The sequence below is a fragment of the Streptomyces sp. NPDC007875 genome (assembly GCF_042868035.1).
Taxonomy (GTDB): Bacteria; Actinomycetota; Actinomycetes; order Streptomycetales; family Streptomycetaceae; genus Streptomyces; species Streptomyces antimycoticus.
Window position 1 is genome coordinate 383,792 of record NZ_JBIADZ010000008.1, and the last position, 26,831, is coordinate 410,622.

23 protein-coding genes and 3 pseudogenes are annotated in these 26,831 nt (G+C 69.1%); 13 read left to right on the forward strand and 13 right to left on the reverse strand.

Annotated elements, in window-relative coordinates:
* Positions 1 to 16 precede the first annotated feature (16 nt).
* A complete protein-coding gene (locus ACFYOY_RS19630; RefSeq protein ID WP_330816530.1) occupies positions 17 to 418 on the forward strand; it encodes a hypothetical protein in 402 nt (133 codons plus the stop codon).
* 7 nt (positions 419 to 425) lie between these two features.
* Here the strand turns inward: ACFYOY_RS19630 and ACFYOY_RS19635 are convergent, their stop codons facing one another.
* Positions 426 to 632 carry a hypothetical protein gene (locus tag ACFYOY_RS19635; protein ID WP_351904363.1) on the reverse strand — a complete coding sequence of 69 codons (207 nt, stop codon included), beginning with the start codon at positions 630 to 632 and terminating at the stop codon, positions 426 to 428.
* On the opposite strand from ACFYOY_RS19635, the gene ACFYOY_RS19640 reads away from it, so the two are divergent.
* Both ACFYOY_RS19640 and ACFYOY_RS19645 read left to right on the forward strand, forming a co-directional pair.
* A complete protein-coding gene (locus ACFYOY_RS19640) occupies positions 631 to 1,125 on the forward strand; it encodes a hypothetical protein (protein WP_351904366.1) in 495 nt (164 codons plus the stop codon). The two genes, ACFYOY_RS19635 and ACFYOY_RS19640, sit on opposite strands and share 2 nt — an antisense overlap.
* Positions 1,126 to 1,372: 247 nt before the next feature.
* Positions 1,373 to 2,716, forward strand: a complete 1,344-nt coding sequence (locus ACFYOY_RS19645) for an endonuclease domain-containing protein (RefSeq protein WP_388588317.1) — start codon at positions 1,373 to 1,375, stop codon at positions 2,714 to 2,716.
* A 179-nt stretch (positions 2,717 to 2,895) separates the two neighbouring features.
* Here ACFYOY_RS19645 and ACFYOY_RS19650 read toward each other — a convergent pair.
* From ACFYOY_RS19650 to ACFYOY_RS19700, 11 genes and pseudogenes are all read right to left on the reverse strand, one after another.
* A pseudogene (locus ACFYOY_RS19650) lies at positions 2,896 to 3,559 on the reverse strand (phosphotransferase).
* A gap of 203 nt (positions 3,560 to 3,762) precedes the next feature.
* Positions 3,763 to 4,593, reverse strand: coding sequence for a MarR family transcriptional regulator (locus tag ACFYOY_RS19655; RefSeq protein ID WP_388588320.1), 831 nt, complete (start codon positions 4,591 to 4,593; stop codon positions 3,763 to 3,765).
* 125 nt (positions 4,594 to 4,718) lie between these two features.
* Entirely contained in the window at positions 4,719 to 5,312 is a 594-nt protein-coding gene (locus ACFYOY_RS19660) for a hypothetical protein (protein ID WP_388588322.1), read from the reverse strand.
* 282 nt (positions 5,313 to 5,594) lie between these two features.
* Positions 5,595 to 6,524, reverse strand: coding sequence for an NlpC/P60 family protein (locus tag ACFYOY_RS19665; protein ID WP_388588324.1), 930 nt, complete (start codon positions 6,522 to 6,524; stop codon positions 5,595 to 5,597).
* Positions 6,521 to 7,534 carry a replication-relaxation family protein gene (locus ACFYOY_RS19670; protein WP_388588327.1) on the reverse strand — a complete coding sequence of 338 codons (1,014 nt, stop codon included), beginning with the start codon at positions 7,532 to 7,534 and terminating at the stop codon, positions 6,521 to 6,523. The genes ACFYOY_RS19665 and ACFYOY_RS19670 overlap by 4 nt, the downstream gene beginning before the upstream one ends.
* A 77-nt stretch (positions 7,535 to 7,611) precedes the next feature.
* A complete protein-coding gene (locus ACFYOY_RS19675) occupies positions 7,612 to 10,020 on the reverse strand; it encodes a type IV secretory system conjugative DNA transfer family protein (RefSeq protein ID WP_388588329.1) in 2,409 nt (802 codons plus the stop codon).
* On the reverse strand, positions 10,008 to 11,855 hold the full coding sequence (locus tag ACFYOY_RS19680; RefSeq protein ID WP_388588331.1) for a VirB4 family type IV secretion system protein: 1,848 nt from the start codon (positions 11,853 to 11,855) through the stop codon (positions 10,008 to 10,010). The genes ACFYOY_RS19675 and ACFYOY_RS19680 overlap by 13 nt, the downstream gene beginning before the upstream one ends.
* Positions 11,852 to 12,799, reverse strand: coding sequence for a PrgI family protein (locus tag ACFYOY_RS19685; RefSeq protein ID WP_388588334.1), 948 nt, complete (start codon positions 12,797 to 12,799; stop codon positions 11,852 to 11,854). Before ACFYOY_RS19685 ends, ACFYOY_RS19680 begins: the two co-directional genes overlap by 4 nt.
* Before the next feature lie 6 nt (positions 12,800 to 12,805).
* Entirely contained in the window at positions 12,806 to 14,359 is a 1,554-nt protein-coding gene (locus tag ACFYOY_RS19690) for a hypothetical protein (RefSeq protein ID WP_388588336.1), read from the reverse strand.
* 380 nt (positions 14,360 to 14,739) lie between these two features.
* Positions 14,740 to 15,117: a pilin gene (locus tag ACFYOY_RS19695; RefSeq protein WP_330816540.1), complete on the reverse strand. Its 378-nt coding sequence runs from the start codon at positions 15,115 to 15,117 to the stop codon at positions 14,740 to 14,742.
* Positions 15,118 to 15,439: 322 nt separating this feature from the next.
* Complete coding sequence (locus ACFYOY_RS19700) at positions 15,440 to 16,216, reverse strand: hypothetical protein (RefSeq protein WP_388588339.1); 777 nt, start codon at positions 16,214 to 16,216, stop codon at positions 15,440 to 15,442.
* Positions 16,217 to 16,411: 195 nt separating this feature from the next.
* On the opposite strand from ACFYOY_RS19700, the gene ACFYOY_RS19705 reads away from it, so the two are divergent.
* The 5 genes from ACFYOY_RS19705 to ACFYOY_RS19725 all read left to right on the forward strand — a co-directional run bounded on the left by ACFYOY_RS19705 (position 16,412) and on the right by ACFYOY_RS19725 (position 20,964).
* Entirely contained in the window at positions 16,412 to 16,633 is a 222-nt protein-coding gene (locus tag ACFYOY_RS19705) for a hypothetical protein (protein ID WP_330816542.1), read from the forward strand.
* Positions 16,634 to 17,077: 444 nt separating this feature from the next.
* Positions 17,078 to 17,743 carry a hypothetical protein gene (locus tag ACFYOY_RS19710; RefSeq protein ID WP_351904401.1) on the forward strand — a complete coding sequence of 222 codons (666 nt, stop codon included), beginning with the start codon at positions 17,078 to 17,080 and terminating at the stop codon, positions 17,741 to 17,743.
* A gap of 18 nt (positions 17,744 to 17,761) precedes the next feature.
* Positions 17,762 to 18,703 (forward strand): TRM11 family SAM-dependent methyltransferase, encoded by a 942-nt coding sequence (locus tag ACFYOY_RS19715; RefSeq protein WP_388588342.1) that lies wholly within the window; start codon positions 17,762 to 17,764, stop codon positions 18,701 to 18,703.
* Positions 18,704 to 19,261: 558 nt separating this feature from the next.
* Positions 19,262 to 19,618, forward strand: a complete 357-nt coding sequence (locus ACFYOY_RS19720; RefSeq protein WP_351904420.1) for a helix-turn-helix domain-containing protein — start codon at positions 19,262 to 19,264, stop codon at positions 19,616 to 19,618.
* Between the two features lie 107 nt (positions 19,619 to 19,725).
* Complete coding sequence (locus ACFYOY_RS19725) at positions 19,726 to 20,964, forward strand: site-specific integrase (protein WP_330816545.1); 1,239 nt, start codon at positions 19,726 to 19,728, stop codon at positions 20,962 to 20,964.
* A 560-nt stretch (positions 20,965 to 21,524) separates the two neighbouring features.
* Here the strand turns inward: ACFYOY_RS19725 and ACFYOY_RS19730 are convergent.
* Positions 21,525 to 21,899 carry a hypothetical protein gene (locus ACFYOY_RS19730; RefSeq protein WP_330816546.1) on the reverse strand — a complete coding sequence of 125 codons (375 nt, stop codon included), beginning with the start codon at positions 21,897 to 21,899 and terminating at the stop codon, positions 21,525 to 21,527.
* 454 nt (positions 21,900 to 22,353) lie between these two features.
* Here ACFYOY_RS19730 and ACFYOY_RS19735 point away from each other — a divergent pair, with 454 nt between their 5' ends.
* The 5 genes and pseudogenes from ACFYOY_RS19735 to ACFYOY_RS19755 all read left to right on the forward strand — a co-directional run bounded on the left by ACFYOY_RS19735 (position 22,354) and on the right by ACFYOY_RS19755 (position 26,767).
* Positions 22,354 to 22,908 carry an HNH endonuclease family protein gene (locus ACFYOY_RS19735; protein ID WP_351904406.1) on the forward strand — a complete coding sequence of 185 codons (555 nt, stop codon included), beginning with the start codon at positions 22,354 to 22,356 and terminating at the stop codon, positions 22,906 to 22,908.
* A gap of 100 nt (positions 22,909 to 23,008) precedes the next feature.
* Positions 23,009 to 24,189, forward strand: a protein-coding gene (locus ACFYOY_RS19740; protein WP_330816548.1) for an IS3 family transposase whose coding sequence is annotated in 2 segments (ribosomal slippage) — positions 23,009 to 23,293 and positions 23,296 to 24,189 — 1,179 coding nt in all. Because the reading frame shifts where the segments join, the coding sequence is not laid out codon by codon here.
* A 114-nt stretch (positions 24,190 to 24,303) separates the two neighbouring features.
* Positions 24,304 to 25,417, forward strand: a pseudogene (locus ACFYOY_RS19745) (integrase core domain-containing protein).
* Between the two features lie 21 nt (positions 25,418 to 25,438).
* Positions 25,439 to 26,299 (forward strand): annotated as a pseudogene (locus ACFYOY_RS19750) (IS630 family transposase); the annotation flags it as partial.
* A gap of 39 nt (positions 26,300 to 26,338) precedes the next feature.
* A complete protein-coding gene (locus ACFYOY_RS19755; RefSeq protein WP_330816549.1) occupies positions 26,339 to 26,767 on the forward strand; it encodes an IS5 family transposase in 429 nt (142 codons plus the stop codon).
* The last annotated feature ends 64 nt before the right edge of the window (positions 26,768 to 26,831 follow it).

The following is a 26,831-nucleotide window of genomic DNA, read 5'->3' on the forward strand; positions in this document are numbered from 1 at the left end:
TCGAAAGGGCACCCCCATGGACAGTCCTCTCAGCAGCCCCCGGTCCCACACCAGCCCCTCCACCTTCACCGGTCCTGGCGAGACCGCCCTGCGCACCGCCTTGGGCAACGACGGCTACGCAACGCTGCGCCGCCACCGCCGCCTCACCGACACCGCGCTGGGGCCCCTGGCCGAACTGCTCTGGACCACCGCACAAGAAGCCGACCGCCTCCACGCCGAACTGCGCTACTACGCCAGGAACACCTGCGACCACGTACGCCACGTCCCAGCCCACGCGAACCAGACCGACGCCGTCCCGCTCGGATTCCTGCAACACACCAGTCGCGCCATCGACGTGAACGCCACCCGCTACGGACAACAGATGAACCAGCTCAACCTGGTCATCGAGGCCTACAAACTCGCCCTCCTCGCCGTGTAACAGGCATCTACCCGGCACTCGCCGCCTCCCGCAGGGCACCGCTGTACCCCGAGCCGCCACGGCCCACGAACAGTCCGCCGGGCACCCGCGCCCCGACGCGACTGCCGGGGCCATCTGTGCCAATCCGCAGCTCGCATCCCCGCACCACCGCCATGCGCTGCCGCGCGCACGCGCCGGACAGCACCAGATACCAGGTGAAAGGAACCGCCTCCATGGCGACGCCCGACCTCCACCACCACCGCGCCCTGGTCCACAAGATCCTCACCCAAAGCCAACGCCTCCTCATGCGCGACGCCGTCAGCGCACGATCCGCACTCGCGAGCGTGCTGAACACCGCAACCGAACACGTCTGCAACAAGCACGCCACCCGCGTCTCACCCCACCACGCCGCATGGCTCGAAGCAGAAGCCGCCTCCCACCTGATCAACGCCGCCGGATGGCAGCTCACCGGCCTGACCGACCCCACCCTCCCGCACTACTTGACCCGCCTCGACCAACGCCCCCACCCGGCACGGCTGCGCCTGCTGGACACCGCAGCCCACCGCGCCAACCCCGACCGCCCCACCACACCGCCCACCGTCTCCCTGCCCCAGCAGCGCACCGACGCCCCCACCGCAAGCCGCAGACGGGTAAACCCCTGCCCGTGCGCGTGCAACAGCGGCGGCTCCTGCGGCGGCTGCGGACACGCCGGATGCGGTGGCCGGTAACGCGATCACATGAGGAGCTCTGTCAGCGGCTTGCACGACGGCCGCTGACAGGGCCTTTCCATGCGTGCCATTGGGAGAGTCAACGGGTCGGGTCTTGCCGTGGATGATCTCGACGAGCTGTTCCAGGATTTCTGCGGCGCGTCCAGCGGTCTCGGGGTCTTCCACGGCAGATGCGGCGTGGGCGGCGGCCCGGCTGACCAAGGCGTTTGGAACCCGTTGCCGGGTTGCGGGCCGTTAGCCTGTCGGTATGTCAGAGCGTGTCATGCCCGGTCGCACGGACGGCCTGATCACCCTGGGTGCCGCGGACGCTCTGTGGGTCGATTTGACGGCCGACAGTGCTGTGCCGACGGCTTCTGGGGCATTCACCTGCTCTCCTGCCCATGCCGCGGTGGGGTACGTCCTGCTCGGCGGCCGTGTAGTGGCGACGGTGAGGGCGAGCGGCGGTCAGTGGAGTGTTTTGGAGGTTGAGGTGCGCCGGGCGGCCGCGGAACTGAACGCGGTTGGGATGGATCGGCAGGACATGGTCCGCATCGGTCCGTTTCGTGGGACGCCGAGACAGGAGTGCGACGAGGAAACGCAGCTGCGTTGGCGCCGGCGCATCACGGGGGAGCTGCAGGAGCTGGGCGGCCCCGAGCGGGCAGCACGACGTGAGGTCGGCCGGCCGTGCCATCTGGCGGGGATCGACTGGCGACAGATACTCGTGGAGCGGACCCGCGACGGGACGCAGCGGACGTGGTGGCTGCCGCGTGCTGTGGTCAGGCTGCTCGACGCGGCCGAGCACGCCGAAACGCAGTGGGTGCAAGCCGCGCGGACCCGCCAGGCAAGCACAGCCGTCACCGAGCCGCCCTCCCACCTCCGGCAGGCCCGAGACTCTGGCGGTCGGCAGACGACGAGCCCGGAGGGCTCCACCGCCTCACTGCGTCCGTACAATGCGGAGCTGGAAGGCCAGCTGTACTCGGTGCTCAGCAGGAAGCCCAGTACCTCCCGCAGAGTGGCCGGTTGGGCGTGCGCCGTCTGCCGCACCGCGCCCGCCACCGTGCTCGACCACTGCCACGAACACGGCTACGTCCGCGCCCCTGTCTGCCAGTCCTGCAACACACAGGAACGCCCCGACCACCTGTACAGCAACGACATCCGCGTGGCGAACCGCTACACACGCCTCTTCCACACCGACGCCGACGACTGGCTTCGCCACTGGCACCGCTGCCCCGGCTGCCGCGCACGCACCACCCTGCCCCTGCCGCACCTCGCCGCATGGACCGCCCACATAGCCTGCCGATCGCTGCGCCCGACCCACCGCGCCCCCGGCGGACGCGAGCCCTGCGGTGTCCTGCGCGTGTCCTGGACGGGCAGTCAGAACGCGCCCCGTTCCTGCCTGCTCACTGTCGCCGTCGATTTCTGCCCCTCCGGCGAGCACCGTGTCCTGGCGCGAGTCCCCTACCGCGAAGCCGCCGAGCGGTTTCGTCTCTGGTTGGCCGAGACGGCCCCTGCCGTGGCCGCCGCGGCCGGTCCTGACCGCTTGGACGGACTCCCCGCCCAGTTCCGGCCAGTCATCGCGGACACCAACGGCGAGGGCCTGGCACTGTTTTGAGCGGGCACAAGGAGACCTGACACCCCAACGTCACCTCGCAGCTGCCGGCCCCCGACACGGTCACCCCCCACGCTCCAGCGAAATGCGCAGCAGAGTGGGTAAGGGTAGGCGATGCGCCCCAAGGAGCTGGCCTGTTCGATGCGTCAGAACGCACTGGTAGCAGTCGGGCCCGCGCAGCCTCACAGCCGGGATCTCAGCACGCCAACCTCACAGCCCGGCGCGGTCGGGTCGAAGCCGTGCTCGACCAGTCAGCGAACCGCCAGCAGGCTTCGCAACGACCACCACGCGCGGATCACGTCGAGGTCGACGTCGGTGCCATAGCCGACGCCGACGTCGCCGAGGTGTTCCTCGTGTCCGAGCGTCAAGGTGGGTGAGTGATCTTCAGGTCGCCGTGCGTGAACACCGGAGTCCACGGCCGGAGCGCGGCATCGGCGACCTGGCGGTTGCGGGTGACCAGGTCGGCGGGCAGGACGCCGTTCGTCACGAGCCACTCGCACTCGCACTCGCCCTCGAGATCCGCCGCCAACTCGTCAAGGCCCCGGCCGGGCCACGGTGGCAACGGCGCGTCGTGCAACTTCCGGATGGCGGCACCCGCCGTGGCCCCCACGCCGCCGGCGACGCGATCGACGGCTCGCCGAGGCGGCAGAGCGCCGTCCCCGGGACCGCGGCGATCGCGAGTACGGGCGGCTTGCGCCACAGGACCTCCGGGGTCGGGACCGGCGCCAGGGCCATCGCCTCGGCCTCGACGTCGATGCGTGCCTGATCGGCGTCCACCTTCAGGAACACGTCGCCGACGCGCAGGGTCGCGCGCTCGGAGTGGGCGACGACCTTGACCTCATCCATGGCGGCCAGTGTCCCGGGATGACCGTCGACGTCGCCGGGTTTATCGCGACGCGTTCCGAACTGGCTTCTGATGACTCCAAGCTGCTCGTCCCATCACCTGAAAGCCAACAGCGAACGATCGAACACGATACGGATGGACGGTAGGTGCCGGGTACCGTCCTGACTGAGTGGCGGTACCCGGCCGCTGGTCCGTTCGTGCCGGTCTATGCCTCGCTGCTCCTGGTTGCTGCCGTGGTGATGCGGTAGGTGCGTGGGCGTTCGGTGACCTGTTCGGTGATGCCTTGCTTGGTCAGGGTGACCAGGGCGTTGGCGATGGCGCCGGAACTTTTCTCGATGATCCGGCTGATGCGTGTGGCGGTGAATGCTTCGTCGGGGTGGGCGGTGAGGTGGCCGATGACCATCTGGCGCAGGGCGCCAGGGGCGAGGCGGGTCCGGTGGCCGCTCTGGCTGGCGGTCGGCTGGGTCTCTTCCGTCTTTGTGTCCTCCGAGGCCGCCTCGCTTGTCGGAGGCTCGGACGCGGGCGTCGGCGCCGGCGCATCGTCGTTTTCTACTCCCTGCGAGGGTTCGGTCACGGAACTTCGCTCCCCGTCTTCATCAGCATCGCCGTGTTCTGATGCGTCGTCCTCGGATGCGGGGGACTCTGCAGTGGGCGCGGGGCGGTCGTGATGCTCGTTGGGCGACTCGTGGCTGTCGTCCTCAGCGGTCGGCGGCTCGTCGGTCGTGTCCGGTGAGGTGCTGGTGTCAGGGTCGGGTGTGGGTGTGGGTGTGGGTGTGGGGTACCAGTAGTTGGCGGGGCGGCCGGTGCCATCGGGGGCGGCGCTTTCTCGGTGGGCGAGGCCGGTCTGTTCGAGGTGGCGGAGGGCCTTGGTCGTGGTGGACCGGCCGACACCGGCAGCCTGGGCAAGGGCGGTGCTGGTGGTGCCGGGCTGGTTGTTCAGTGCGGCCCATACGGCGGCGGTGGCGCCGGTTAGCTGAGCGGGGTGGGGTTGGTTGGGGGTGGTTGTGGTGTTGTCGGTTTTGGTGGTGGTTGGCATGGTGGGGTCTCCCGCGTGGGGTGGTGGGTGGTTGTGGAGAGAGCCCCGGCCGGGGTTGCTCGCGGCGCGTGGCCTACGCGGTGGTCCGCGGCGACGACTATGAACGCTCTGTGGCGGCCGACTAGTCAAGCCGCTCCCGTCACCCCCGCGGGTGCTTCTTGGGGTGACCCGCCGCCGGGTGCGGGGTGAGGTGCGGGTGCTCCCGGGGTGCGCTCGGTGTCGAGCCGGGTGCGAAGTGCTCGGGCGCGGTGTTGGCCCAGGTGCAGGTGGCGGCGGAGCTGGCGGATGCTGACCGGCTGACCGGTGTGCTGGCGGGCCGCCAGATCCAGTGCGAGAGCCCGCGCGTACACATCGGCGTCTGCGTGGCTGTGTTCATCGGGCTGGTCCACGGGTCCATCGGGGGTGGGTTCGTGGCTGTCGTGGCGTGTGGTGGCCGCTGTCGGGTCCCCGTCTTCCTCATCGGTGCGCGCAGTCGGTGGTGGAGTGGGGGGTGCGGGTGCTCCCGGGGTGTTCCTGGGGTGCTCCTCGCGGTGGTGGTCGTGGGGTGCGGTGGTGGGGTGCGGGTGTGTCTGGGAGGTGCAGCGGCGGTAGGCGGCGACGGTTTCGGTCAGGCCGATGAGGAGCAGGGGTGGTACTGCGTGGAGGAGCACTCCGGCGGGGTCGGCGTGGCGGGGCCAGCCGATGTGGTCGTCGGGCCAGAGGGAGGTCCAGGTGTTCATCACGGTGGCGGCCAGGCCGGCGGACCAGCGCAGGGTGGTGGACCAGCGTGGTGGGGGGGATGTTCCAGGCGGCGAGTCGTGCGTCGGCGTAGAGGACGGTGGCGAGGGTGAGGGCGACCATCGGGTCGAGGAGGAGGGCGATGGGCCAGGGGATGTGGTGGTCGACTGCGAAGAGGGTGACGTTGACGGCGGTGAAGATGAGGGCGAGGGCGGCGATGCCGGCCAGGATGCGGACGAGCGTGCGCATCAAGGTGTCGACCTCGGCGGGGGTGGGGTGCGTGCTCACCGTGCACCGCGCGGGCTCGGGCGGGTCGCGCCTTGGTAGGTGCGGCTGGTCAGGTCTACGGGGGCTTCCCGGACGGTGGCGCCGGGGTGGGGTGCGTCGATCATGTGGTGGTGGCCGCTGTAGATGCCGACGTGCGTGACAGCGCGTGGACTGGTGCCGAAGAACAGGAGGTCGCCTGGTAGGAGGGGTGTTCCGACGGGGAGGTGGGGGTCGGCGTCGTACTGGGCTTGTGCCACGCGGGGGAGGTTGATGTTGATGGTGGCGTAGGCGGCTTTGGTGAGGCCGGAGCAGTCGAAGCCGCCTTCGGCGGGGCCGTCGCCGCCCCAGACGTAGGGGGTGCCGAGTTGGCGGCGGGCGAAGGCCACCACCTCCCGGCCGGCAGCGGAGGTTGTGGGGAGGGCGGCATAGCGTCGCGCGATCCGTAGAACGTCTGTCACGTATGCGTGGGAGGGGTTGTAGGCGTAGATCGCCCGCTCGATGTTCTTGTTGTGTCGGGCACCGTGTGTGCACAGCAGGCGGGCTGCGGCGAACACCGCGTCGACCGGGTCCCACGGCGTCGGCGGTCTGCGCCCACCGGCGGGTACCGGATGTGCGTAGAGCTTGAAGGTGGACGGTAGGAATTGCATGGGGCCCACGGCTCCTGCGGAGGATCGCATGGTGGGGTGGCGTCCGTGGTCGGTCTCGGCCTTGCCGATGCCAGCGAGGATCGTCCAGGACAGGCCCGGGCACTCGGGGGCGGCCCGCTGATACAGCGCCAGCATGCTCGCAGGGATGTCCTGCAGCGCGTTCCTGCCCGGGGCGGTGGTGGTGCCGCTGGTGCCGGGGATGAGGGAGCTGAGGAGTGCGGTGATCGCGATGGCGGCGAGCAGGGGAAGGGCGATGAGGGCGCAGCCGATCCCGGTGGTGGTCTTGGCGAGCAGGCTCATCGGCCGTCCGGCGTCGTGGGTGGCCGGGGTGGGATGGGGAGGGTGAGGGCGGTGTCGGCGTCGGTGGGGTCGATGCTGGCGGGGGTGAGGTGGGGCCAGTGGGTGGTGAGGCCGGTGAGGGTGGTGCGGCGGGCTGCGGGGTGGAGGGGTGTCCACCAGGGGCCCCAGGGGGTGTGGGTGGTGAAGTCCGCGGAGGAGGTTGCGACGTACAGGCCGAGGTCGTGCGCGGGTTGGGCGAGGCGGTGGCGGAGGGCGCGGTCGCGGGAGGCGGTGCGGGTGTGGATGAGGAGGGCGGGGCGGGTGTTGGTGGAGGTGGTGAAGGCGGCGTAGCCGGCGAGTTTGGCTTCGACGCGGGGCAGGGGCTGGGAGCCGGTGTCGTATTCGAGGAAGAACGGCAGCAGGACCGGGTTGTCCGCGTCGGGGGTGGTGGGGTCGTGCCAGTGGGCGTAGGCGTCGGGGCGGATCATGTCGTCCCAGCGTCTGGCGCAGGACCGTTCGGACAGCCATAGCGTCAGGTGGCCGTGGGTGGTGTTTGGGGTGGGGGCGGCGAGGTGGGTGAGGAGTTCGTTGACGCCGATGTCGTGGCCGAGGGATGGGGAGTAGGCGATGCGGCCGGTGGTGGTGGGGCGCCAGCCGAGGGCGGCGGGTTCGCATGCGGCGTGGGCGGCGATGACGCTGGCGCCGGTGGGGCCGAGGGTGTAGTGCTCGGGTGCGGAGCCGGTCTGGGTCAGGGGGCGGAAGGAGTCCAGGACGGCGTGGTGGTGGAGGACGCGCAGGCGCCGTTGGGCGGAGCGTTGGCTGGTGAAGGCGATGCGGGCGATCTGTGTACTGGTCAGGACGCGGTGTTCGTGGACCATGGCGGTGATCCACAGGTCGCGGGCGGTGAGGCTGCGGGTGAGGGCAGCAGGGTCCGTGCGGTGCCGTGCTGGTGTGGGCCGGGGCCGGGTGAGTGCGGCGCGCGCGGTGTAACGCGATCCGGGTCCGGAGGCGGGGCGGGGCAGAGCGGGCACGACGGTTCACCACCAGGGCATCGGCCGGGAGAAGGCCGGGTGAGCGGAAGAGGGGGCGTGGGCGGCGGATGCGGTGGTCAGGGGCGGGTGGTGCGGGTGTGGGTGCGGGCTGCTGCGGCGGTGCGGAGATCGGTGGCGCGGCCGGGGACGGGGGGTGGGAGGGGCCGGGTGGTGAGGGTGAAGGCCGGGGATTCGGCGCCGGCGGTGAGCAGGTGGGCGGCGGCTTGGTAGGGGCCGAGGTGGGCGAGGTCGTGGGCGGTGAGGGTGGGGAGGGTGTGGCGTTCCAGGGCCGAAGCGTCTTCGGGGGAGGTGTTGAAGAAGATTTTGTTGCGGGCGTTGGCGGAGATGCCTTCGCGCAGGTCGCGGGGGAGCTGGGCGAGGTGCTGGTGGGCCAGTGCCATGGACAGCCGGTAGCCGCGGGCTTCGGCGAGCATGTCCTCCAGCGGGTAGGGCAGGGTGAGGAAGTTGTGCGCCTCGTCCACGTACAGGGACGCGTCGATGCGCTGGTGTTCGGGGGTGCGGGCGCGGGCTGAGGCCGCTTGCCAGGTTCCGGCGACGATGAAGGAGCCCAGCAGCCGTGCGGTCTCCTCACCGAGAGCGCCTTTGGGGAGACGGGCGAGGAGGATGCCGCCGTCGAGGACCTGGGTGAGGTCGAAGGTGGAGGGGCCGGCGGAGATGGCGCGGCGGGCGAAGTCGCGCAGCAGGAAGGCGCGCAGCTTGTTCATTACCGGGCCGACCACGGCGGCGCGGGAGGGTTCGGACATGGACTCGTACCAGGCCCAGAAGCCGCGGAGGACGGGGTCTTTGATGGTGGGGATCAGGCGCAGGCGGTAGGCGGGCTCGCCCAGGAGCCGGGGGACGTCGGCGAGGGTGACGAGCTGACCTGTGTGGACGCGGTGTCTGAGCAGGGTCAGGCAGGCGGCACGCATGACGTCGTCGGTCCTCGGGCCCCAGAAGGCGGTGAAAATGCGGCGGAAGATGCCGGTGAGGTTATCGACGACCACGTCAATGTCGGCCCCGTCCAGCACGTTCAGGCATGGCGGGGCGTGGGAGTCATCCGGGTCGATGAGGACCAGGCGGTCGGCACAGGTGTCGGGCAGCCGGTGCAGGAGGTCGGTGACGAGGTCGCCCTTGGGATCGATGACGATCGCGCCCCGATGATTGCGGACATCGTCGAGAACGAGGTGGGCGACCAGGGTGGATTTACCGGAGCCGGTGGCGCCCATCAGATGGATGTGGTGGCGGACGTCCGCGACCGCGAGACCGACCGGGCGGCGGGCGCCGGTGTCGGAGCGGCCAAGCGGCTTGACCCCGGCGCCGGGGGTGGGCTCGGGGACCGTGGGGGGTGGGAGGACCGAACGGGCCCCCGCACGCCGCACGCCAGGGGCGTCCGCGTCGACGGGAAGATGGGCCAGGGCCGCCAGTTCCGGGACCGACAGCAGCGCCGCACGCTGCGGGAAGACCCGCCCTTCCAGCCATCGTTCGGGGCGGGCGAGCCGGGTGCGGGCGAGCCAGTTGAGTTCCGCGTACAGGCCGAACGCGGAGGCCAGCGCATGCGCACGCCCCCGCACCACATCCCGCGCACGCTCCTCCTCACCTGTGCAGGTGGCGGCGTAGGTGATGGACGTGTGCCATTGCGGGCCGGTGAGTTTCGCGGCGGACTGGCGGACCGCGGCACCGTGCTCGACATCCTGCCGCCGGGCCAGTGAGGGCTGTGGCCGGTGCAGCAGGAGCGCGCCGAGCGCGGGCAGCCGCGGGGTGGAGTACCCGGCTTTCAACCGCCGCGCGGAGCGGCGGGCCCGCCGCACAGCGGCGCCGGTTGCCGGGCGGACGAGGATCTGTACGAGCGCGGTCTCTCCCTCGCTCATGCCGGTGGCCGCCTGCAGCAGCGCCCGGAGCGGGTCGGCCGCGTGCTCGGTGCGCAGCGGCAGCACCTCTGGCCGGGCCGGGCGCAACCGCCCCGCCGTCACCACATGGCCAGGCGGGATGAGCTCCGGTGGTTCCTGGACGCGAGTGTGGGCTCCGGGCCAGGCCGCCTCCACCGCCCGCCGCACCAGCCCCAGCGGCACCGTCCCCGGCACCCACAGCCGGATCCCCAGCCCCGTCGGCGACCACGCGTACTCGAACCCCAGATGCGGCTGGCCATCGGTAAGGCGCCGCCACCACGGCCGCAGCAAACCCGCCAGCTGCGCCCACAGCACGTCACCCCCTTTGGCGGGGATCTGGGGCGGAGCGAGGATTTCGACGCAGTGTGCGTCGTCGGCGAAGCGCCGCTGGCGACTGCGCCGGATCCGGCCGCAGGCGGTGGTGACACATACGACGGCCGCCGTTGCGACCGGTACGAGCACGGGCATGTACGGGACGGCCCAGCCGAGAACGGTTCGGGCAGTGGAGGCCCAGAAGGCAGCGGGGTCGGTGAGGAAGTCCACCACCGGGCCACGGGGTACCGGGCCGGTGACGGGCGCGGTGACGGTCACTGGTTCCACGTCTCTTCGCCGAGATCGTGGTCGAGGGCGGCGTCGGGATCGGTGTCCTCGGTCCAGTGCTGGGCGGCGAGTTCTCCGGGGTCGGTGGTAATGATCTCGTGCTCCCCCGGGGCGGCCACGGAGATCAGCGCGACCTTGCGGCGTTCCCCGGCCAGCAGCAACGCCTCGCCTCTCCCGGCGGACAGCAGGAACTCCCGCTCACCGTGGGAGAGCCGGAACGAGGCGCTGATGGTGTCGATCGCTTGTGGGGCCTGCCGGAGCAGAATCTGGGTCGCCGCGTTCGCGACCACCGCCCTGCCCAGCGGCGAGGCGAGGACGTCATCTGCGTCCTGGGTGATGACGGCCAGCCCGGTCCAGTTTTTGCGAGCGGCCTTGGCCATCCGGAACAGAAAGCGTGCCCCGGCCTCGTCACGCATCAGCAGCCACGCCTCGTCCACGATCACCAGATGCTTGCCGCCCCTGGCCTGATCGGTGACCTGGCGCCAGATCGCATCCAGCGCCAGCAGCATCGCCGGAGCCTTGACCTCCTCCGGCAGCTGCCGCAGCGCGAAGACCACCAGATGGCCCGCGGTGCTCGCCGTGCTTGGGCCGTTGAAGACGCAGGCATGCGAACCGGTGACATACGGCGCCAGCCGCTCCACCAGCCCCGCAGCCACCTCACTCCCATCCTCATCCAGAACCTCCGCGAGGTCGGCAAGGACCGGCGGGGTCCGCGTCCAGGTCCGCGCATCCGCCGTGATCCCCGCCCGGGCGTAGGTGGCCAGGAGCGCCCGGTCGAGCACAGCTTCCTCCGCGCCCTTCACCTCGGCGCCGAAGAGCACAGCCAGGAAGCGGTGCAGGAACAGCACGCGCAGCGTCAGGACGTCCTCGACCTCCGCCTCGCCGTGACAAGGGAGGTCGAAGGGGTTGAGGCGTACGCCGTCGGCACCGAGCGCGACGACGTTGCCGCCGACGGTCTCGGCCAGGCGTACGTACTCGTTTTCCGGGTCGACCACGGAGGCGGTCACCCCGGTGAACAGCAGCCGCAACAGCTCCAGCTTGGCCAGATACGACTTGCCGGCCCCGGAACGGGCGAGGGTGACCGAGTTGTAGTTGTCGCATCCGAAGCGGTCCCACAACACCGGCGCGCCGGAGACGGCGTTCAGCCCGTACAGCACCTGCGACCCCGCTCCGGCCTCGCCCGCAGGGGCGGGTAGGTCGGGGCTGGCGAAGGGAAAGCAGGCGGCGAGCGCCGCGGTGTCGAAGGTGCGGCGGATCTTCAGCGTATCGATGCCCAAAGGCAGGGTGGCCAGCCAGCCGGGCAACGCCCGGTAGGTCGTCGGTGCGACCGTCAACAGCAGAGACTCCGCGACCGCTTTGACGGCGGCGACCTGCTCGGCCAAGGTCTCCTCGTCCGCGGCGTGGACGGTCATGTACAGGCCCACGTGGAAGAGCTTTCCCTCACCGCGGGCGATCCGGTAGGCGAGATCGGCCGCATCCGCGGCGGCGGCCTCGACCTCCGGATTGTCCAAGTGCCCCTTGTCGAACGCGCCGCGCCGTCCGGATTCCAGCCGGGCACGCTGCTTCTTCAGACCGGCCGCCGCCACGAGGTTGGGGACCGGTTCGATGTGGAGCGCGATGTCCAAGTGCCCGGGGAAGGCGAGGAGGGGCGCCAGCCAGCCCGGGCCGACTTCAGCCGGGTACCCGGTCACGACCAGGGTGGAGGCCAGGTGGCCCCCGATCGCGAGGGTGCGGGCATGCACCTCAAGAGCCTCCGGACCCACAGGCTGCAACAGCTCTCCGGCCCGGACGACCTCATGGTCCGCACGGCGCCGGTTTCGGGGACGTCGGATCACGTCTCGTCTCCTTGCGCTTCCGTATCGAGCGGCGGTGTAGGGGGATCGGGGTTGCAGGCGGTGTTGATCAGCGCCGTGGTCTGCTCAGGGTCGAGTGGGGTGACGCTGATACGGGCGGGAGCGAGCCCGCGAACCGCCTCCTGGAGACGCTGGATGGCCCGTCTGCTGCAGGCAGAAGGCCGGGCTCGGCGCGGCGGTGTCTCTTCCCGTGCGACAAGGACGATCTGGCGGGTCAGCAGGTCCCTGGTCCCGGCGAGATGGGCAAGGTAGTCGGCGTGCGCGCGGGCCGCCCGCTCCAGCGCCGGGTGCGGCAGAGCCGGGGCACCGTGGTGGAGCTGGTCCACCAGAGGCGCGAGATCGGTGCGGTGACAGCGCAGCAGGAGCTGGGTCGGGCCGGTCAGCGAGTTGAGCCAGCGCCCGAACCCTGCGACCAGACCCTGCTGCTCGGCACCGCTGTGCAGGTCGAAGTTGACCGGCGAGCAGACGCCCAGCGCTGCCTGCCCCTGCTCGGCCAGATCCAGCGTGCCCACCGGGCCGACACCGCGATACGGCATCCGCACCGGCACTGGCATCGGCCCGGCTGCCTTGCCCATCTCCTTGTTCACGATCTCGGGCAGCGCGGGCACGCCTTCCGGAGCGTGTACTCGCCGTTTGGGGATGCGGGCGTGAGCGAGGGCGGCGAGGAGGAACCGGTCCAGGCCGATGCCTTCCCGGGCGCCCACCGCGACCGCGGTGACCGCTCCGGCCACGGGCACCACCATCACCAGATACGCCAGCGGCGGCATGAACGGCCGCGCGAGCCAGTACCCGCCGTACAGCACCAGTACGCACCCGGCCAGGATGGCGGTCTGCCGCGCGGTGAGCGGGCCCAGCACCCGGTCAGGGCGCGCGATATCCGCCGGAATCCGGGTCGTAGCAACACCATCGTCGTACACATCTGTCATGAACACTCACCTCCGGGGCGGTTCAAGAGGAAGCCGCAACTGCACCGGGCGTACAGGCCGGACACGCACCCGCACGGCCGGAATCCGCAGCACCATCTGCCGCGAGGCCATCCGCGGAACGGACTGGCCGGCCGACGGTCGCGCGGACGAGGGCGAGGCCGAGCCGCTGGTGGTGTGTGGTCGCGGGACGCGGTCGGCCCTGATCGGCAACCAGGTCTGGACCGAGCGCGGCGGACGGGTGGAGACGCGCTGCGCGGCCACGGGCAACGTCAGCTGCCGCTTGCGCCGTGCCTGTGCGGGATGGACCACGGTGCGTGGACCCTTCTGCTGAGAAGTACCGGGTGAGGCCATTCGCGAGCCGGTGCTCAGGCGGCCCGCCGGTCCCCTCGGGAGCGTGGGCGCCGTTGTCGAGCTGGCCGCCGGGGCTCCGGCTCGGGCCGGGCCCGTGCCCGCAGGCCCGGAAGGGCTGCCGGGCGTAGGAGAGCCATTGGCTGTTCCGGGTCCCGAACCGGGCGCTCTGCTCGCCGCGGAAGCCGGGCCAGTGCCGAGCCACCTGCGGAACAGTGGCAAGCCTGGCTGTGGCCCCGGCCCTGGCGGACCTCCGCCGCCACGGCCGGGACGTCCACCCCCGCCACCGGGCCGACCACCTCCGCCAGGGCCGCGGCGCAGCAGGGATGTGCCGGGGAGGTAGCGGTCCATGAGCCTGTACAGGGCCAGGGTCCGCAGGAGGCGTACGGCGGTGGGGGCGTGGGGGTTGTGGATCGGGCTGGCGCGGAAGACGACCTGCATCGTCCAGCCGGGGATCTTGAACAACACCCAGAACAAGGCGAGCCCGGCCAGCATCGTGCCCAGCTGGTCCGAGTACGGAATCCCCAGCGCGGTGGCGCCGGGGGCGAAGAACAGCTTGAGCGCAACGATGAACGTCATCGACTGCGCGACCTGAATGACCAGGCACCCGGCGAGACCACGCCACCACAGCCGGGCCACCGGGTCGGTGAGCGGGTGGGCATGGCAGGCCAGCGCCAAAGGACCGGAGACGGCAAGCAGAGCCATGACCGCGACCCGTACGACAAAGCCGATCAGCACAGCCAGGATCAGCACGATCATGACGATCGACACGATCAGCAGATAGATCTTGAGCCCCGGGGCGCCGAACAAGGAGAAGGGAAGGGCTCGCTCGACCAGCCCCTGCCCGGCGTCAGCCGTATCGATGCCCACGATCGCGTGGGAGAGCACGTTGCCCAGGGCGATGGCCTTGCCCATCACGGTCAGCGACATCGCCGAGGCGATCATCCCGATCAGCAGGCGCGGGGCGATCTGTTTGAGCGCATACCGGGTCTGGACGGTCTCGTATCCCATCACCGTGATCCCGCCCGCGGTCACGAACAGCACGTAGATCCCGGCTGTGATGCCCATCGACCCGGCCCATAGCCGCTTCAGGTCGGCGTGCCGGGTGACGTCGGGCGTGGCGAGGAGGGTGTCGGCGAGCAGCTCCCGCAGAGGCTTCATGATCTGCTCGACGATCATCCCCAGGAACGAAGTGATCGCGTTCACGATCATCCCCGGGATGTCGAGGAAACCGTCCAGGCCCCAGCCCGCCGGGGAGCAGTCACCGCTGGTGACCTTGCAGGCAGGTGGTGTCAGCCCGGGAGCCGGTTCCAGCCTCGGCCGCTGTGAGGGTTTATGAGACGGACGGCCAGGAGCCGGACTCGGCCCGGGCGTGGCCTCGGGCCGAGTGGGACCCGCTCGGGGTTCGGGAGCGCTTGTCGCGGGCCCGGGATGGGGATGCGGTTCTGGATCGGCCGGTACGGCACGTGCCGGGAAGACCGCCGTGGAGAGCGCGACTGCCTGCGCGGGCGACCCGGTGAACGGCCCGGCTACGATGAGGAGGGCAGCGGGCGTCAGGAGCAGGACAGAGAGAAGACGGCGGCGGGTGCTGGTCATTGCCCGCCGCCGTCGTCGACGCCCACGATCTGCTTCAACAAGGCCACCAGCACCGGGGCGAGGATCGCCAGCCCGTAGCCGATCGCCGCGGCCTTCAGCGCCCGCTTGGACGCTTCAACCTCTCCCGGGTCACCCCCGGCCATGAGGTAGCGCAGGCCGCCGAAGGTGAGGAAGAGCGTGGCAAGCCCGGCGAGGAGGCCGACAACCTCATCCCGCAGATTGGAGATGACCTCCGGGATCGTGGCCACCGCCCAGACCACGGGCGGATCCGCCAACAGCAAAACGACGGTCACAGGGGTGGTGAACACCAGCCGGAGCCCACAGCGCATCAGCTGACGTGCGGTGGCCGGTCGCGGACGGAAGCGGCTGAGCATGACAGGGCACCTCCATCAGGCACGAGAACAGACAGAAAACGCGCGTACGACAGGCATGGGCGGGGTGAGCCGGATCCTTCGCCCGGGGCCGGCCTCCTTCGGCGGCTACCGGATGGCTCTCGGGGTGTCAGCACGAGACGGAGCGCCCACCCCACCCAACAACACGGCCTGACAGCGCAGGAGCGATTCACAAACAGCTCCTGCCAGGCCCGGGGCTCCTGCCGATCCAGGAGAATCGGAAGAAGCCCTCGTCTGCCCATCGATAGAGATTCCGGGGCCGGAGCGTTGACGCCCCGGCCCCGGACGTCCCCCGCATGGCTCCCTACCGGCCCTGATGACGCAGGTGAGAAGCCAGGCGCTGTTCGGCGGCAGTGCGATGCCGGTACAGCTGACGCGTACTCACCCCACGCTCACCGGCAAGCGCCCCCATCGACTCGCCCTGCAGCCGCGTGCGGGCGATCAGCTGCGCCTCGGCCACGTCCACCACCCGGGCCCGCACCGCACGAGCCAACACCTGGTACTCATCCGACACCGTCAAGCCCTCCAGGTCCTCGACGGTTGCGCGGGCACGCAGCCGTCCCAGATGGACCATCGGCTCACCCGCCTCCCGCTCCCCGCGGCGACGAGCCGCGTAGACCAGGCGGTGAACCGCGCGGTCCGCAGCCGCGAACAGCTCCCGGTCCACCCCCGGATCACCCGCATCCACCCCCGCAAGGGCGACCGCTACCGCGGCGAGAGCTTCCTGCTCGACTTCCTGACGCTCCAGATGAGCTGGGCGGGCCAGGCGGGACAGCATCCGGCGCAACACCGGAACCGTCATGGCCACGGCCACCACCGGCCACGGCTCACCGAGCTCGTGCGCGCGGCGCACGACCTCGCTCCATGTGCGTGCCCGCAGCTCGGGCCGGGTGCTGGGGTGAGCCAGCCGGACACGGATCCGGTCGACCGGCCACACCTCCTCCGACGGGTCGTCACACGCCAGGTGTGCGGGCATGGTCAGTGGCGTGGCGGTACGGGCGAGCGCGAGGAAGGACTGCTCCAGCTCCTCCAGCGGCGAGAGCCGGGCAGTGTGCGGACGGTGTACGGGGCGGTGATGCATGGCGCGACTCCTGCGAGAAGAGTTTCGGACAACTTCCGCCGCCAGCCCTTTCACCCCATCGCGCCACCACCGCCCCACCCGCGCACCACCACCGGACAACACACCGCCCCATGGACCGCCATGTGCGATGGCCCACCTCCGGCTCGGCAGCAGTGAACAGGACCAAAGCCCGTACAGAGCCGACAAGAATCGAACATGAAGAATCTTGAAATCGGCGTCCGTGCTCGGGATCTGCAGGTACTTGGCCGCTTGCGTGGATCAGCGATCTTTGAGGAGAAGGTGCAGCAGCGTCACTACGCCCACTCCGACCAAGAGGGCCGTACCGAACGAAGGATGCTCAAAGGCGACGTACACAGTGACGCTGCCCGTCAGCAACAACAGCGCCATGCGCTGATCCATCTGACCGTGCATGAGTAGAGGCCCCTTCCGAGGTGACGGCACGCCCGCGCTTTCGACGGCGCTTGGTGACGAGAGAGGCCGCGACATCGGAGCCATTACGCGGGTTCACAACAGGACCCGCGTGTTGTGCGTCACACCTGACGCGCGGGAGTGGCACCAGTCCTGGCCACAGATGGGCACAAAGGGTGGTTGCCCGTCGTCGGCATGCGCTCGAACTTCACCAGCGACCCTCCATACGCGGGCCCGCCCATGGCTCGCTCATGGCTCGCGACCGGCTCGCACCCGCGCCCACCTGCGGAATCAGAGAACCGTTCGGCCATGTCGCGTTCGATCCGTTCGGAACAGCTGGCACGCACGGCAGAAGTTGAGTGCGTAGACAGTGACAAAGGCCAGCAGCCTGAATCTCTATTGATCACGTCAGCACCAGACGGCCGGATCCCCGTACCCGGGCGCCACCAGCCGATGACGAAGTCCGACCACCAGCGCACCACCACCAGCCGCCCCGGCGCATCCCGCCCTCTGCCGACCACCGTCTGGACCCCGGCCCTGAATGACCCGAGCAAGGACGCCGCCCCCGGCGGGGTACTGCCTGGCTGGGCGTTGGACAAGATCCGCGCCGAGTTCACTCACCGACCCGGCCACCCGCCCGCGCGCCTGATCAAGATCCACATTCGCGACACCGAACCAGGCATGGACGCCCGCGCCCGCGTCACCTACCTGGCTCCCCACGAGGACCACAGCAGCGCCCGCACGGCCCCGGTACTGCTCGCGGAACTGCACCCCGACACCCTCCCCGCCCAAGACGAGCCGAACCCCGCCTGTGACCAGATGCCAGGCGCATCGGAGAACAGCTGGTCCGGATTCTTCCACCGAACTCATCGGCTCCTGCCCCGTGACGGCATCTTGCTGCTCGCCACCAGACAGCGCCGCGACGCCGGACGCCTGGCCGACCCGCTCGGATCCCTCATCGCCTCCGCCCGCACCGCCGGCTTCCGCTACCTCCAGCACATCGTCATCATCCACGGACACCCCGGCGGCGACCGCATCACGCCCACCCCGCCCGAGGGCGCACCGCCCGGACTCATCCACTCCGACCTGCTCGTGCTGTCCGCGATCACCAGCGCCTGACCGAAGGGGCACGACGCCATGTCCGACCGTGAATCGGTGTGGAACACCGCACCCACCTCCGCCCCCGCCCAGCGCGCCGACCGCTACGTGTCCGGCTCGAACGCGCACCCCGCCAAGATGCTGCCTGCGATCGCCGCCCACGCCATCCGCACCTACACCAAACCGGGTGAGCTGGTCCTGGACCCGATGTGCGGCATCGGCACCACCTTGGTCGAGGCCATTCGCCTCCACCGCCACGCCCTCGGGGTCGAGTATGAGTCCCGTTGGACCCGGATCGCCCGGGCCAACGTCGCCCAGACCATCCGGCATGTTGAGCAGGGCAGCGGCCGGGTGGTGTGCGGCGATGCCCGACAACTCACTCAGTTCATCAATGCCGATCTTCACGGCAAGGTCGCGCTGGTGGTCACCTCACCGCCATACGGACGATCGGCCCATGGCCGGGTCCACTGCACGAGCGAAACCGGCGAGCGCGGCGTGGTGAAAACGGACTACCGATACGGCCGCGACCCGCACAACCTCGCCCACGTCTCCACCGACCAACTCCTGGACGGCTTCTCCAAAATCCTCACCCAATGCCGGGCGGTACTGCGCCCGGGCGGCACCGTCGTCGTCACCACCCGGCCCTGGCGCACCCACGGCGAACTCATCGACCTGCCCTCCGGAGTCCTGGCCACCGGACAAGCCGCCGGGCTCGTCCCGGCGGAGCGCTGTGTCGCTCTCCTCGCGGGCATCCGCGACGGCCGGCTCATCGATCGTCCTTCGTTCTTCCAGCTGAAGAACGTCCGCGACGCCCGCCGCCAAGGAATCCCCCTTCACCTCGTACAGCACGAGGACGTTCTCGTCTTCACCCGCCCCGAGAAGCCCTCAGCCGCCTCCCGGCCGCTGTGCACTAATCGCCAGCCGTCCCTCAGGCCCGAGCGCTGCAATTACCGCGAAACTGGTCACGGGACCAGACAGTGAATCGGCCACAGCATCCCAACACCGCACGGCCTTGACGCCTTGCGGAGCCGGAGTGTGTGCCCGGGAGCTGGCACGCCAAGACCGGCGGCGAGGGTTCGTGTCCCGGCTCGGCACCGGCCACCCGTGCCCAACCTCGGCGATATGAGCGCCGTCGAGTGGGGCCGTGCGGAGCCCGTTTGTGTCCAAACCACCAGCGGGAACTCACCCCAACGGCCGCCCGAGCAGAGCCGGGGCGACAAGCAGAGGCGAGCGCTAACTGGGCCAGCCGGTCGTCGTTGCCCTTCCCAGAGCCGTGCATCCTGCGCTGAGCACTCACCCCGGACATCCCGACCACAGTAGGCATGCCGCTGCCGGTGAACCGGAACGGCAACCCCAGACCCGCGCACCTACCCCACTTCCAGCGGTCTCAGCCCACATGAGCCCGGAGCAGGACGGCCTACGCACCAAGATGACGCCCCGAGCTCACAGCCCCACGTGTACCGGCACCCTCACACACCCTGGAGATGCACTCCGAGGAACACCATGAAGAAACCGCACACCACAGGCGGCTCCAACAGGATGCGCCCCCCGCTGCTGACGGACCAGCCAGCCAGCACCTCCCACATCACGTCCCCTCAATCCGCACACTGCACGGCATCGACTGCTATCGCCCCGTCCCACCAACCAGACGACGAGTCAGTCACGACTTCCAGGACGGAGCCCCATCAGCCCCAGCATGGCCCGAGCCGCTTGCTCAACACCGCGGAACAGGCCGCCGCGCTGCTCCAGGTCCCAGCCTCCTGGCTGCGAAAGAAAGCGTCAGCGGACCAGATCCCCTACACCAAGATCGGACGTCATCTCAGGTTCTCCACAGATGACCTGAACGCGATCATCCGCGACGGCGCGCGAGGCCCCCGCCGCCACACCCCTTCCTAGCGGTAATCACCCGACTGGGTGGCTCCGCTCTGCCACCCCACGGAGCGTCCATGGACACCCGGCGTCAGACGGGACGCCCGAACTCATCACGTCACGAGGAGTCTGCCATGGCATGGGTCGAACGACGCGGCAGCAAATGGCGCGTGCGGTACTGGAAGCCCGACGGCAGAGCGGGCAGCATCCCCGGGTCCTTCGACACCGAACAAGCCGCCCGCAGCCATGCCGAACAACTGACCACCATCCCTGAAATCGCCGCACCTCCTGAGACCAGCCAGCCGGTACCGCCACCCACCACACCGGCCACCCGGCCCCGACCGGGAACCCAAACCACTGACCCCGAGCCTGCGGTAAGGGTGTCCGAATGGGCCGAGATCTGGTGGCAGACCGTAGACGTCGGAGCCAACACCGAAGCCTTCTACCGCAGCCTGCTCACCCGCCACATCCTGCCTCGTTGGGGCACCACCCCCGTCGACCAGATCACCCCCGCCGACATCCAGATCTGGCTCAACCGACTCCGCGACACCTACTCCGTCAGCACCATCACCAGCCTCCGCAAACTTTTCGCCATGCTCATGGCCGACGCGGTCGACAACCAACTCCTGACCACCAACCCGGTACGCCCCCGCAAACGAGGAAGAGGCCGAGTCGAACCACGGCACGAGCGTGCCTGGGCTGACGAACACCAAGTCCTGACCATCGCCCACCGGATCCTGCGCCTGGCCTCCCGAAACCAATGCTTGCTGGTGATCACCGCCGCCTACACCGGCATGCGCTGGGGGGAACTCGCCGGCCTCCACCGCGACAACCTCGACTTCACACACGGCCGCATCCACATCACCGCCGACGCCGGCGCTCTTCACGAAGTCAACGGCCACCTCACCCTCGGTCACCCCAAGACCCACGCCAGCGTCCGTACCATCACCCTCCCACCCTTCCTCACCCAACTCCTCGCCACAGACCTCGCCGCCTCCGCCAGACCCTTCGTTTTCACCACACTACGCGGCAAACACCTCCGCCGTTCCGGCTTCCAACGTCGCCTCTGGACCCCAGCGGTATGCGGCGGGCGCTATCGCGGCGAGACGTGGGACCCCGTCCAGCAGGGACTGACATTCCATGGCCTGCGACACTCCCACAAAACCTGGCTGATCGAAGACGGCGTCCCTCAAGTCGCCCAGGCACGCAGACTCGGCCACATCATGGAAGGCAAGATCGACGACATCTACTCCCACGTCACCGCAAGCATCGACGCCCGGCTCATCGCCGGTCTCGAGACCCGCTGGCACCGTGCGCTGGAACGCTATCGCCGCAACCTCGGCCCTCAAGAACCCCAGTCCATTACGTCCTGACCACGTGCGGCCGTAACTCACATCCAGCACCGCCTCGCCCGCGCGCTACACCACCGGCTCCTACGGGGTCCAGTTCACACACAGGGCCACTGTCGTGACGTCCGAGCAGAACGAACACCGGCACACTCCCCGCCCGCTGCAGCCGACAGACGGCACACGCTGTGAACCGGCCGGACTGACCGAGAGCCGAACTGCACCTGGCTTCCACCGTGCTACTGGCGGGCATGGCGAGTTCTGTCCGGCAGATTCGGCACCGGGCCTCCACGGCTAGCAGGCCACCGGGCTGGTCGGTTCCACGGTCGTCACCCACGTCCGGGCGCTCGGTGCTGGATAGAACCGGAAGCGTCCCCCGGTGTTCACACACCGGGGGACAGCGGGGCGGCAAGCCGGACGCTCCCCCGATAGAAGGGGGAGGAGACTACGAACCTGTTTGCCGCATACCTTTGGAATGGTGTACCCCACCCAATGGCACGTGCCGACCTTGCGACATCAGGTCGCCCGGACAGAACCAATGTGATCAACTGGGCAAGGCCTGCCCGAGGCCCGACCCGGCGCAGAGCTCAACGGTGGATCTTCGCACATGGGGCGACGTCGGTCTTGTTGAACTCGATGCACAACCAGGTGCCGTTCGCGAATTTACGCCCTTCGAACTTCCAGTTCACGTTCGAGAACTTCGTCATTCCTGCAGATGTGGGGGTTGCGCCCTTCCACCGAGTGACATCAGTTCGTACCCCCTTGTATACGCTGTACAGCCGTGCCTTGACACCAGTGCCGTGACCATCCATCCAGCCACCAGCCTGCTTCACCGAGAGCTTCTTGCCCTTAACTACCAATCCCACCTTGCCTTTCTTTACGGTGGCGTCGGCGTGCGCGGGCCAGGCGCCGCCGCCCAAAAGGAATCCTGTCGCAGCGACTGCACAGATCATCTTCTTCATGGTCGGCTCAACGGAACTGTTGTCAGGAGATTACGGCAGTTGACTTCTTATCACTCCATAGGCTGACTGGAGGCCTTCGCTACTGGCCTGGCAGTCTCACGATCGCTGAGCGGGTGCACGCGACAGCACCGCTCGCAAGGTCGACGATTCAGACTGAGGACAGCCGGAGCGGCAATCGGGATTGGATCAGACCCCCGAGCGGTGCCTTTCCTATCCTCACAGTCCGGGATGTCCACGTGCTGGATGATAAGCCGCACATCTGGGTGATCTTGCGTCCGTATCAGCATGAACAGCGGCAGCTTCGGTATGCCCATGCCACCCCTACTGAAGGAGTGGCATGGGAAAGATCAGGGCGGTTGCCCTTGCGGTCGCTGTCGGCGCAGCGCTGGGCCTCTCAGCGACACCAGCCTCGGCGGTGTCCGCGGCGCCGGGCGACACGGTGACGAGGACGCTCATGCAGGCGATCGCGGAACTGCCGGTCGCGGACGAGTCCCGGGCCGGGTACGAGCGCACCAAGTTCCGGCACTGGGTGGACACGGACCGGAACGGCTGTAATACACGCGCCGAGGTCCTGCTCGCCGAGGCGATCGAGCCACCCATGGTCAGCGGCCGGTGCACCATCAGCGGCGGCATCTGGCACTCGTACTACGACAACATTGACGTGCAAGGCGCCCGTGCCCTGGATATCGACCACATGGTGCCACTCGCAGAAGCCTGGGACAGCGGCGCCTCCACCTGGTCGGCGCAGGAACGCCAGGACTACGCCAACGACCTCGGCGACGCCAGATCCCTGGCGGCGGTAAGTGCTCGGGAGAACCGTTCCAAGGCCGATCAGGACCCCAGCCAGTGGCTTCCCGCTAATCCAGGAGCCCGCTGCCGGTACATCGAGGAGTGGACCGTGGTGAAGTCCCGCTGGGGCTTGTCGGCGGACCCGCGCGAAGTGACCGCGCTCACCGATCTCGCGGACAGTTGCCACGACGCCAGCATCACCTACGCACTTGCCCGCTGAAGTCAGTAGCCACGTAGTCATCGCGTAGGGGTAGGGACTGCAGCAGAGTTGGGTGACACCTGACCTGGCTTGCTGAGAGGCGGCCTGGAAGGATGTTGCAGTGCCCAAGCCGTATCCGAAGGAGTTCCGCGAAGACGTCGTGCGGGTCGCGCGCAATCGCGAGCCCGGTGTCACCCTGGAACAGATCGCCGCCGACTTCGGCGTCCACCCGATCACGCTCTCGAAGTGGCTGCGCCGCGCCGACACCGACGAGGACGCCAGGCCCGCAACGGTGTCAGGTGAGTCGGCCGAGCTGCGCGAGGCCCGCAAACGGATCCGGCTGCTGGAGCAGGAGAACGAGGTGCTCAGGAGGGCCGCGGCGTATCTGTCTCAGGCGAACCTGCCGGCAAAATGATGTACCCGCTCGTCCGCGAGCTGGCCGCCGCCGATGCCCCCCGCAGGGTGCCGGTGGCGGTGACGTCCCGGGTGCTCGGGCTGGCCCGTCAGCCCTACTACCGGTGGCTGGCCTCTCCGGTGACGGACGCGGAGCTGACCGAGGCCCACCGGGCCAACGCCCTCCGCGACGCGCACCGCGACGATCCCGAGTTCGGTCACCGCTTCCTCCTCGACGAAGCCCGCGCGGCCGGTGAGACGATGGCCGAGCGGACCGCCTGGCGGATCTGCCGGGACAACGGCTGGTGGAGCGTCTTCGGCAAGCGAAGGGGCCGCGGCAAGAACGCCAAGGCCGGACCGCCGGTCCACGACGACCGGGTGCGCCGCAACTTCACTGCCGACGGGCCGAACCGGCTGTGGCTCACGGACATTACCGAGCACGCGACCGGCGAGGGCAAGCTGTATCTGTGCGCGGTCAAGGACGTGTACTCCGGCCGCATCGTGGGCTATTCCATCGACGCCCGGATAAAGTCCCGCCTCGCGGTGGCCGCGCTGGAGTCGGCCGTTGCCCGACGCGGCCCCGCTGCAGGGTGCATTGTGCACTCCGACCGAGGATCGCAATTCCGGTCCCGGAAGGTAGCTGCCGTACTCACTCGGCACGGCCTGGTCGGCTCGATGGGCCGGGTCGGGGCCGCCGGCGACAACGCCGCGATGGAGGGCTTCTTCGCCCTGCTGCAGAACAACGTTCTCGACCGCCGTACCTGGGCCACCCGGCAGGAGCTGCGGATCGCGATCGTCACCTGGATCGAGCGGACCTACCACCGACGCCGGCGCCAGAAGCGCCTGGGCCGATTGACCCCCGTCGAGTACGAGACCATCATGACCCCACCCGCAGCCCTAGCTGCATAAACCCCGCTGTCACCCGATCATGTAGCAGTCCCGTACCTGAAGGGTGTCTTTATTGCCGTACCGTGGTTGACCTGGGGCTTTGCGATCGTCCGAGTATGGGCATGATCTCTGATCGTGGGCATGCGACTTCTCTACCTGATCTTCTGCCGCCTGCTGGGCTGCCTCCTATTGCTGGGCCGGTCGGCCGCCGCGAACAACGCCGAGATCCTCGCACTTCGCCATGAGGTCGCCGTGCTTCGTCGGCAGATCGAGCGGCCGCAGCTTTCATGGGCTGACCGTGCCGTGCTCTCCGCTCTCGCCCGGCACCTGCCACCCGCCTTGCGCCGCCATCGCCTGGTCACTCCGGGCACCCTGCTGACCTGGCACCGCCGTCTGGTGCGCTGGAAATGGCGACAGGCACCAGCCAGGCCCGGCCGTCCGCCGTTGCCGGAAGGGACCGTCGCGCTCATCCAGCGCCTGGCGAGAGAGAACCCGACCTGGGGATACGTCAGGATCCAGGGCGAACTGCGACGGCTTGGCCATCTGGTCGCCGCCGCCACCATCCGGCGCGTCCTGCGCCGCTCCGGCCTGCCGCCCGCACCGCAGCGCGCATCCCAGCGGACCTGGCGCACCTTCCTCCGCACCCAAGCCCACACGCTGCTCGCCTGCGACTTCATGCACGTGGACACCGTCTTCCTCCGACGTCTCTATGTCTTCTTCGTCATGGAGATCGCCACCCGGCGCGTCCGTGTCCTGGGCGTCACCGCCCACCCGACCAGCGCATGGGTCACCCAACTCGCCCGCAACCTGCTCATGGACCTCGAGGAGAGGGCTGGGTGCTTCCGGTTCCTCATCCGCGACCGGGACAGCAAGTTCACCGCCGCGTTCGACGCCGTCTTCGCCTGCAACGGCACAGCCGTCATCCCGACCCCGCCGCAGAGCCCACGGTCAAACGCGTTCGCCGAACGATGGATACGCACAGCCCGCGCAGAATGCACCGACCGAATCCTCATCACCGGCGAACGACACCTACGCACAGTCCTCAACCAGTACGCCGAGCACTACAGCGCGGCACGGGCCCACCGCAGCCTCGGCCTACGAGCACCCGACGACGACCCGAACGTCATCCCCCTGCCTGCTGCCACGGTCAGGCGCCGACAGGTACTTGGCGGACTGCTCAACGAGTACCACCCCACGCCATCCCGAACCGCCTCACTATCCACACGAAAGGCCCAGCTCAGCAGCCTAAATGGAATATTGACACCCTTCAGGCTTGTCCGACGAGTCGCGGCCCGGTGTTCCGCGGAAGATCACTGATGCCGATGTCGAGCGTGTGATCGTCAAGACGCTGGAAGAGACTCCGAAGAACGCAACCCACTGGTCCACCAGGTCGATGGCCGCGGCCACGGGGATGTCGCAGTCGGCCGTCTCGCGGATCTGGCGGGCGTTCGCCCTGGCCCCGCACCGCACGCAGACGTTCAAGCTGTCCACGGACCCGCTGTTCATCGACAAGGTCCGCGACGTGGTCGGGCTCTACCTCGACCCGCCGGAGAAGGCCCTGGTCCTGTGTGTGGACGAGAAGTCGCAGATCCAGGCGCTGGACCGCTCCCAGCCGGTCCTGCCGATGATGCCCGGCGTTCCCGAACGCCGCAGCCACGACTATGTCCGGGCCGGCACCACCACCTTGTTCGCCGCTTTGGAAGTGGCGACCGGGAAGGTCATCGGCTCCCTGCACCGCCGGCACCGGGCGGTGGAGTTCAAGAAGTTCCTGGCCAGGCTCGACAAGGAGATTCCGGCGGATCTCGGCGTGCACCTGATCCTGGACAACTACGCGACCCACAAGACGCCCGAGGTCAAGAAGTGGCTGCTGGCACACCCGCGCTTCCACCTGCACTTCACACCCACGAGTTCATCCTGGCTGAACCTGGTCGAGCGGTGGTTCGCCGAACTTACGCAGAAGAAGCTCAGGCGCGGCGTCCACCGCTCCGTCCAGGCTCTCGAACGCGACATTCGAGCATGGCTGACCGACTGGAACGAGCACCCACGACCGTTCATCTGGACGAAGACAGCCGACGAGATCCTCGACAAAGTCGCCGCCTACTGCCACCGAATCTCTGACTCACGTCACTAGGGTCCGTCTGCAAAGATCATCCGGGTAGATCATGGTGTCGTGGTACGTCGTCACGAACTCACTGACCAGGAGCGGGAGTTACTCGCTCCACTGATACCGCGCGCCGCTACCGGTCGGCCGCGTGTGTCGGACCGGCAGGTCATCAACGGGATGGTCTACAAGATTCGCACCGGGATCTCCTGGCGTGACCTGCCGGAACGCTACGGCCTCTGGCAGACGGTCTACACCCGCTTCCGCCGCTACGCCCTCGCCGGGGTGTTCACTCGGGCCCTGCAGCAGATCCAGACCCAGGCCGACGCGGCCGGCGACATCGACTGGCTGGTCCAGATCGACTCCACTATCGTCCGCGCCCACCAGCACGCCGCCGCCACCGGCCGAAAAGGGGGCGGCACCGGCAGGACGAACCGGACGAGCACGCCCTCGGTCGATCCCGAGGCGGGCTGTGTCCGCGTCGTTTGTAGTGACTGACACGGGCCTGGTGCTGGCGTCGGCGGCGCCATGTCGACCAGTGCAGGATGTGGTCGACCGGGGT

Coding starts and splice junctions, on each gene's coding strand:
- ACFYOY_RS19635 (WP_351904363.1), bottom strand. CDS start 632: ATGGAGGCGGTTCCTTTCACCTGGTATCTGGTGCTGTCCGGCGCGTGC.
- ACFYOY_RS19715 (WP_388588342.1), top strand. CDS start 17,762: ATGTCCGACCGTGAATCGGTGTGGAACACCGCACCCACCTCCGCCCCC.
- ACFYOY_RS19645 (WP_388588317.1), top strand. CDS start 1,373: ATGTCAGAGCGTGTCATGCCCGGTCGCACGGACGGCCTGATCACCCTG.
- ACFYOY_RS19720 (WP_351904420.1), top strand. CDS start 19,262: ATGCGCCCCCCGCTGCTGACGGACCAGCCAGCCAGCACCTCCCACATC.
- ACFYOY_RS19710 (WP_351904401.1), top strand. CDS start 17,078: ATGACGAAGTCCGACCACCAGCGCACCACCACCAGCCGCCCCGGCGCA.
- ACFYOY_RS19725 (WP_330816545.1), top strand. CDS start 19,726: ATGGCATGGGTCGAACGACGCGGCAGCAAATGGCGCGTGCGGTACTGG.
- ACFYOY_RS19655 (WP_388588320.1), bottom strand. CDS start 4,593: ATGCCAACCACCACCAAAACCGACAACACCACAACCACCCCCAACCAA.
- ACFYOY_RS19700 (WP_388588339.1), bottom strand. CDS start 16,216: ATGCATCACCGCCCCGTACACCGTCCGCACACTGCCCGGCTCTCGCCG.
- ACFYOY_RS19640 (WP_351904366.1), top strand. CDS start 631: ATGGCGACGCCCGACCTCCACCACCACCGCGCCCTGGTCCACAAGATC.
- ACFYOY_RS19630 (WP_330816530.1), top strand. CDS start 17: ATGGACAGTCCTCTCAGCAGCCCCCGGTCCCACACCAGCCCCTCCACC.
- ACFYOY_RS19665 (WP_388588324.1), bottom strand. CDS start 6,524: ATGAGCCTGCTCGCCAAGACCACCACCGGGATCGGCTGCGCCCTCATC.
- ACFYOY_RS19705 (WP_330816542.1), top strand. CDS start 16,412: ATGAAGAATCTTGAAATCGGCGTCCGTGCTCGGGATCTGCAGGTACTT.
- ACFYOY_RS19685 (WP_388588334.1), bottom strand. CDS start 12,799: ATGACAGATGTGTACGACGATGGTGTTGCTACGACCCGGATTCCGGCG.
- ACFYOY_RS19730 (WP_330816546.1), bottom strand. CDS start 21,899: ATGAAGAAGATGATCTGTGCAGTCGCTGCGACAGGATTCCTTTTGGGC.
- ACFYOY_RS19735 (WP_351904406.1), top strand. CDS start 22,354: ATGCAGGCGATCGCGGAACTGCCGGTCGCGGACGAGTCCCGGGCCGGG.
- ACFYOY_RS19695 (WP_330816540.1), bottom strand. CDS start 15,117: ATGCTCAGCCGCTTCCGTCCGCGACCGGCCACCGCACGTCAGCTGATG.
- ACFYOY_RS19690 (WP_388588336.1), bottom strand. CDS start 14,359: ATGATCGTGAACGCGATCACTTCGTTCCTGGGGATGATCGTCGAGCAG.
- ACFYOY_RS19660 (WP_388588322.1), bottom strand. CDS start 5,312: ATGAACACCTGGACCTCCCTCTGGCCCGACGACCACATCGGCTGGCCC.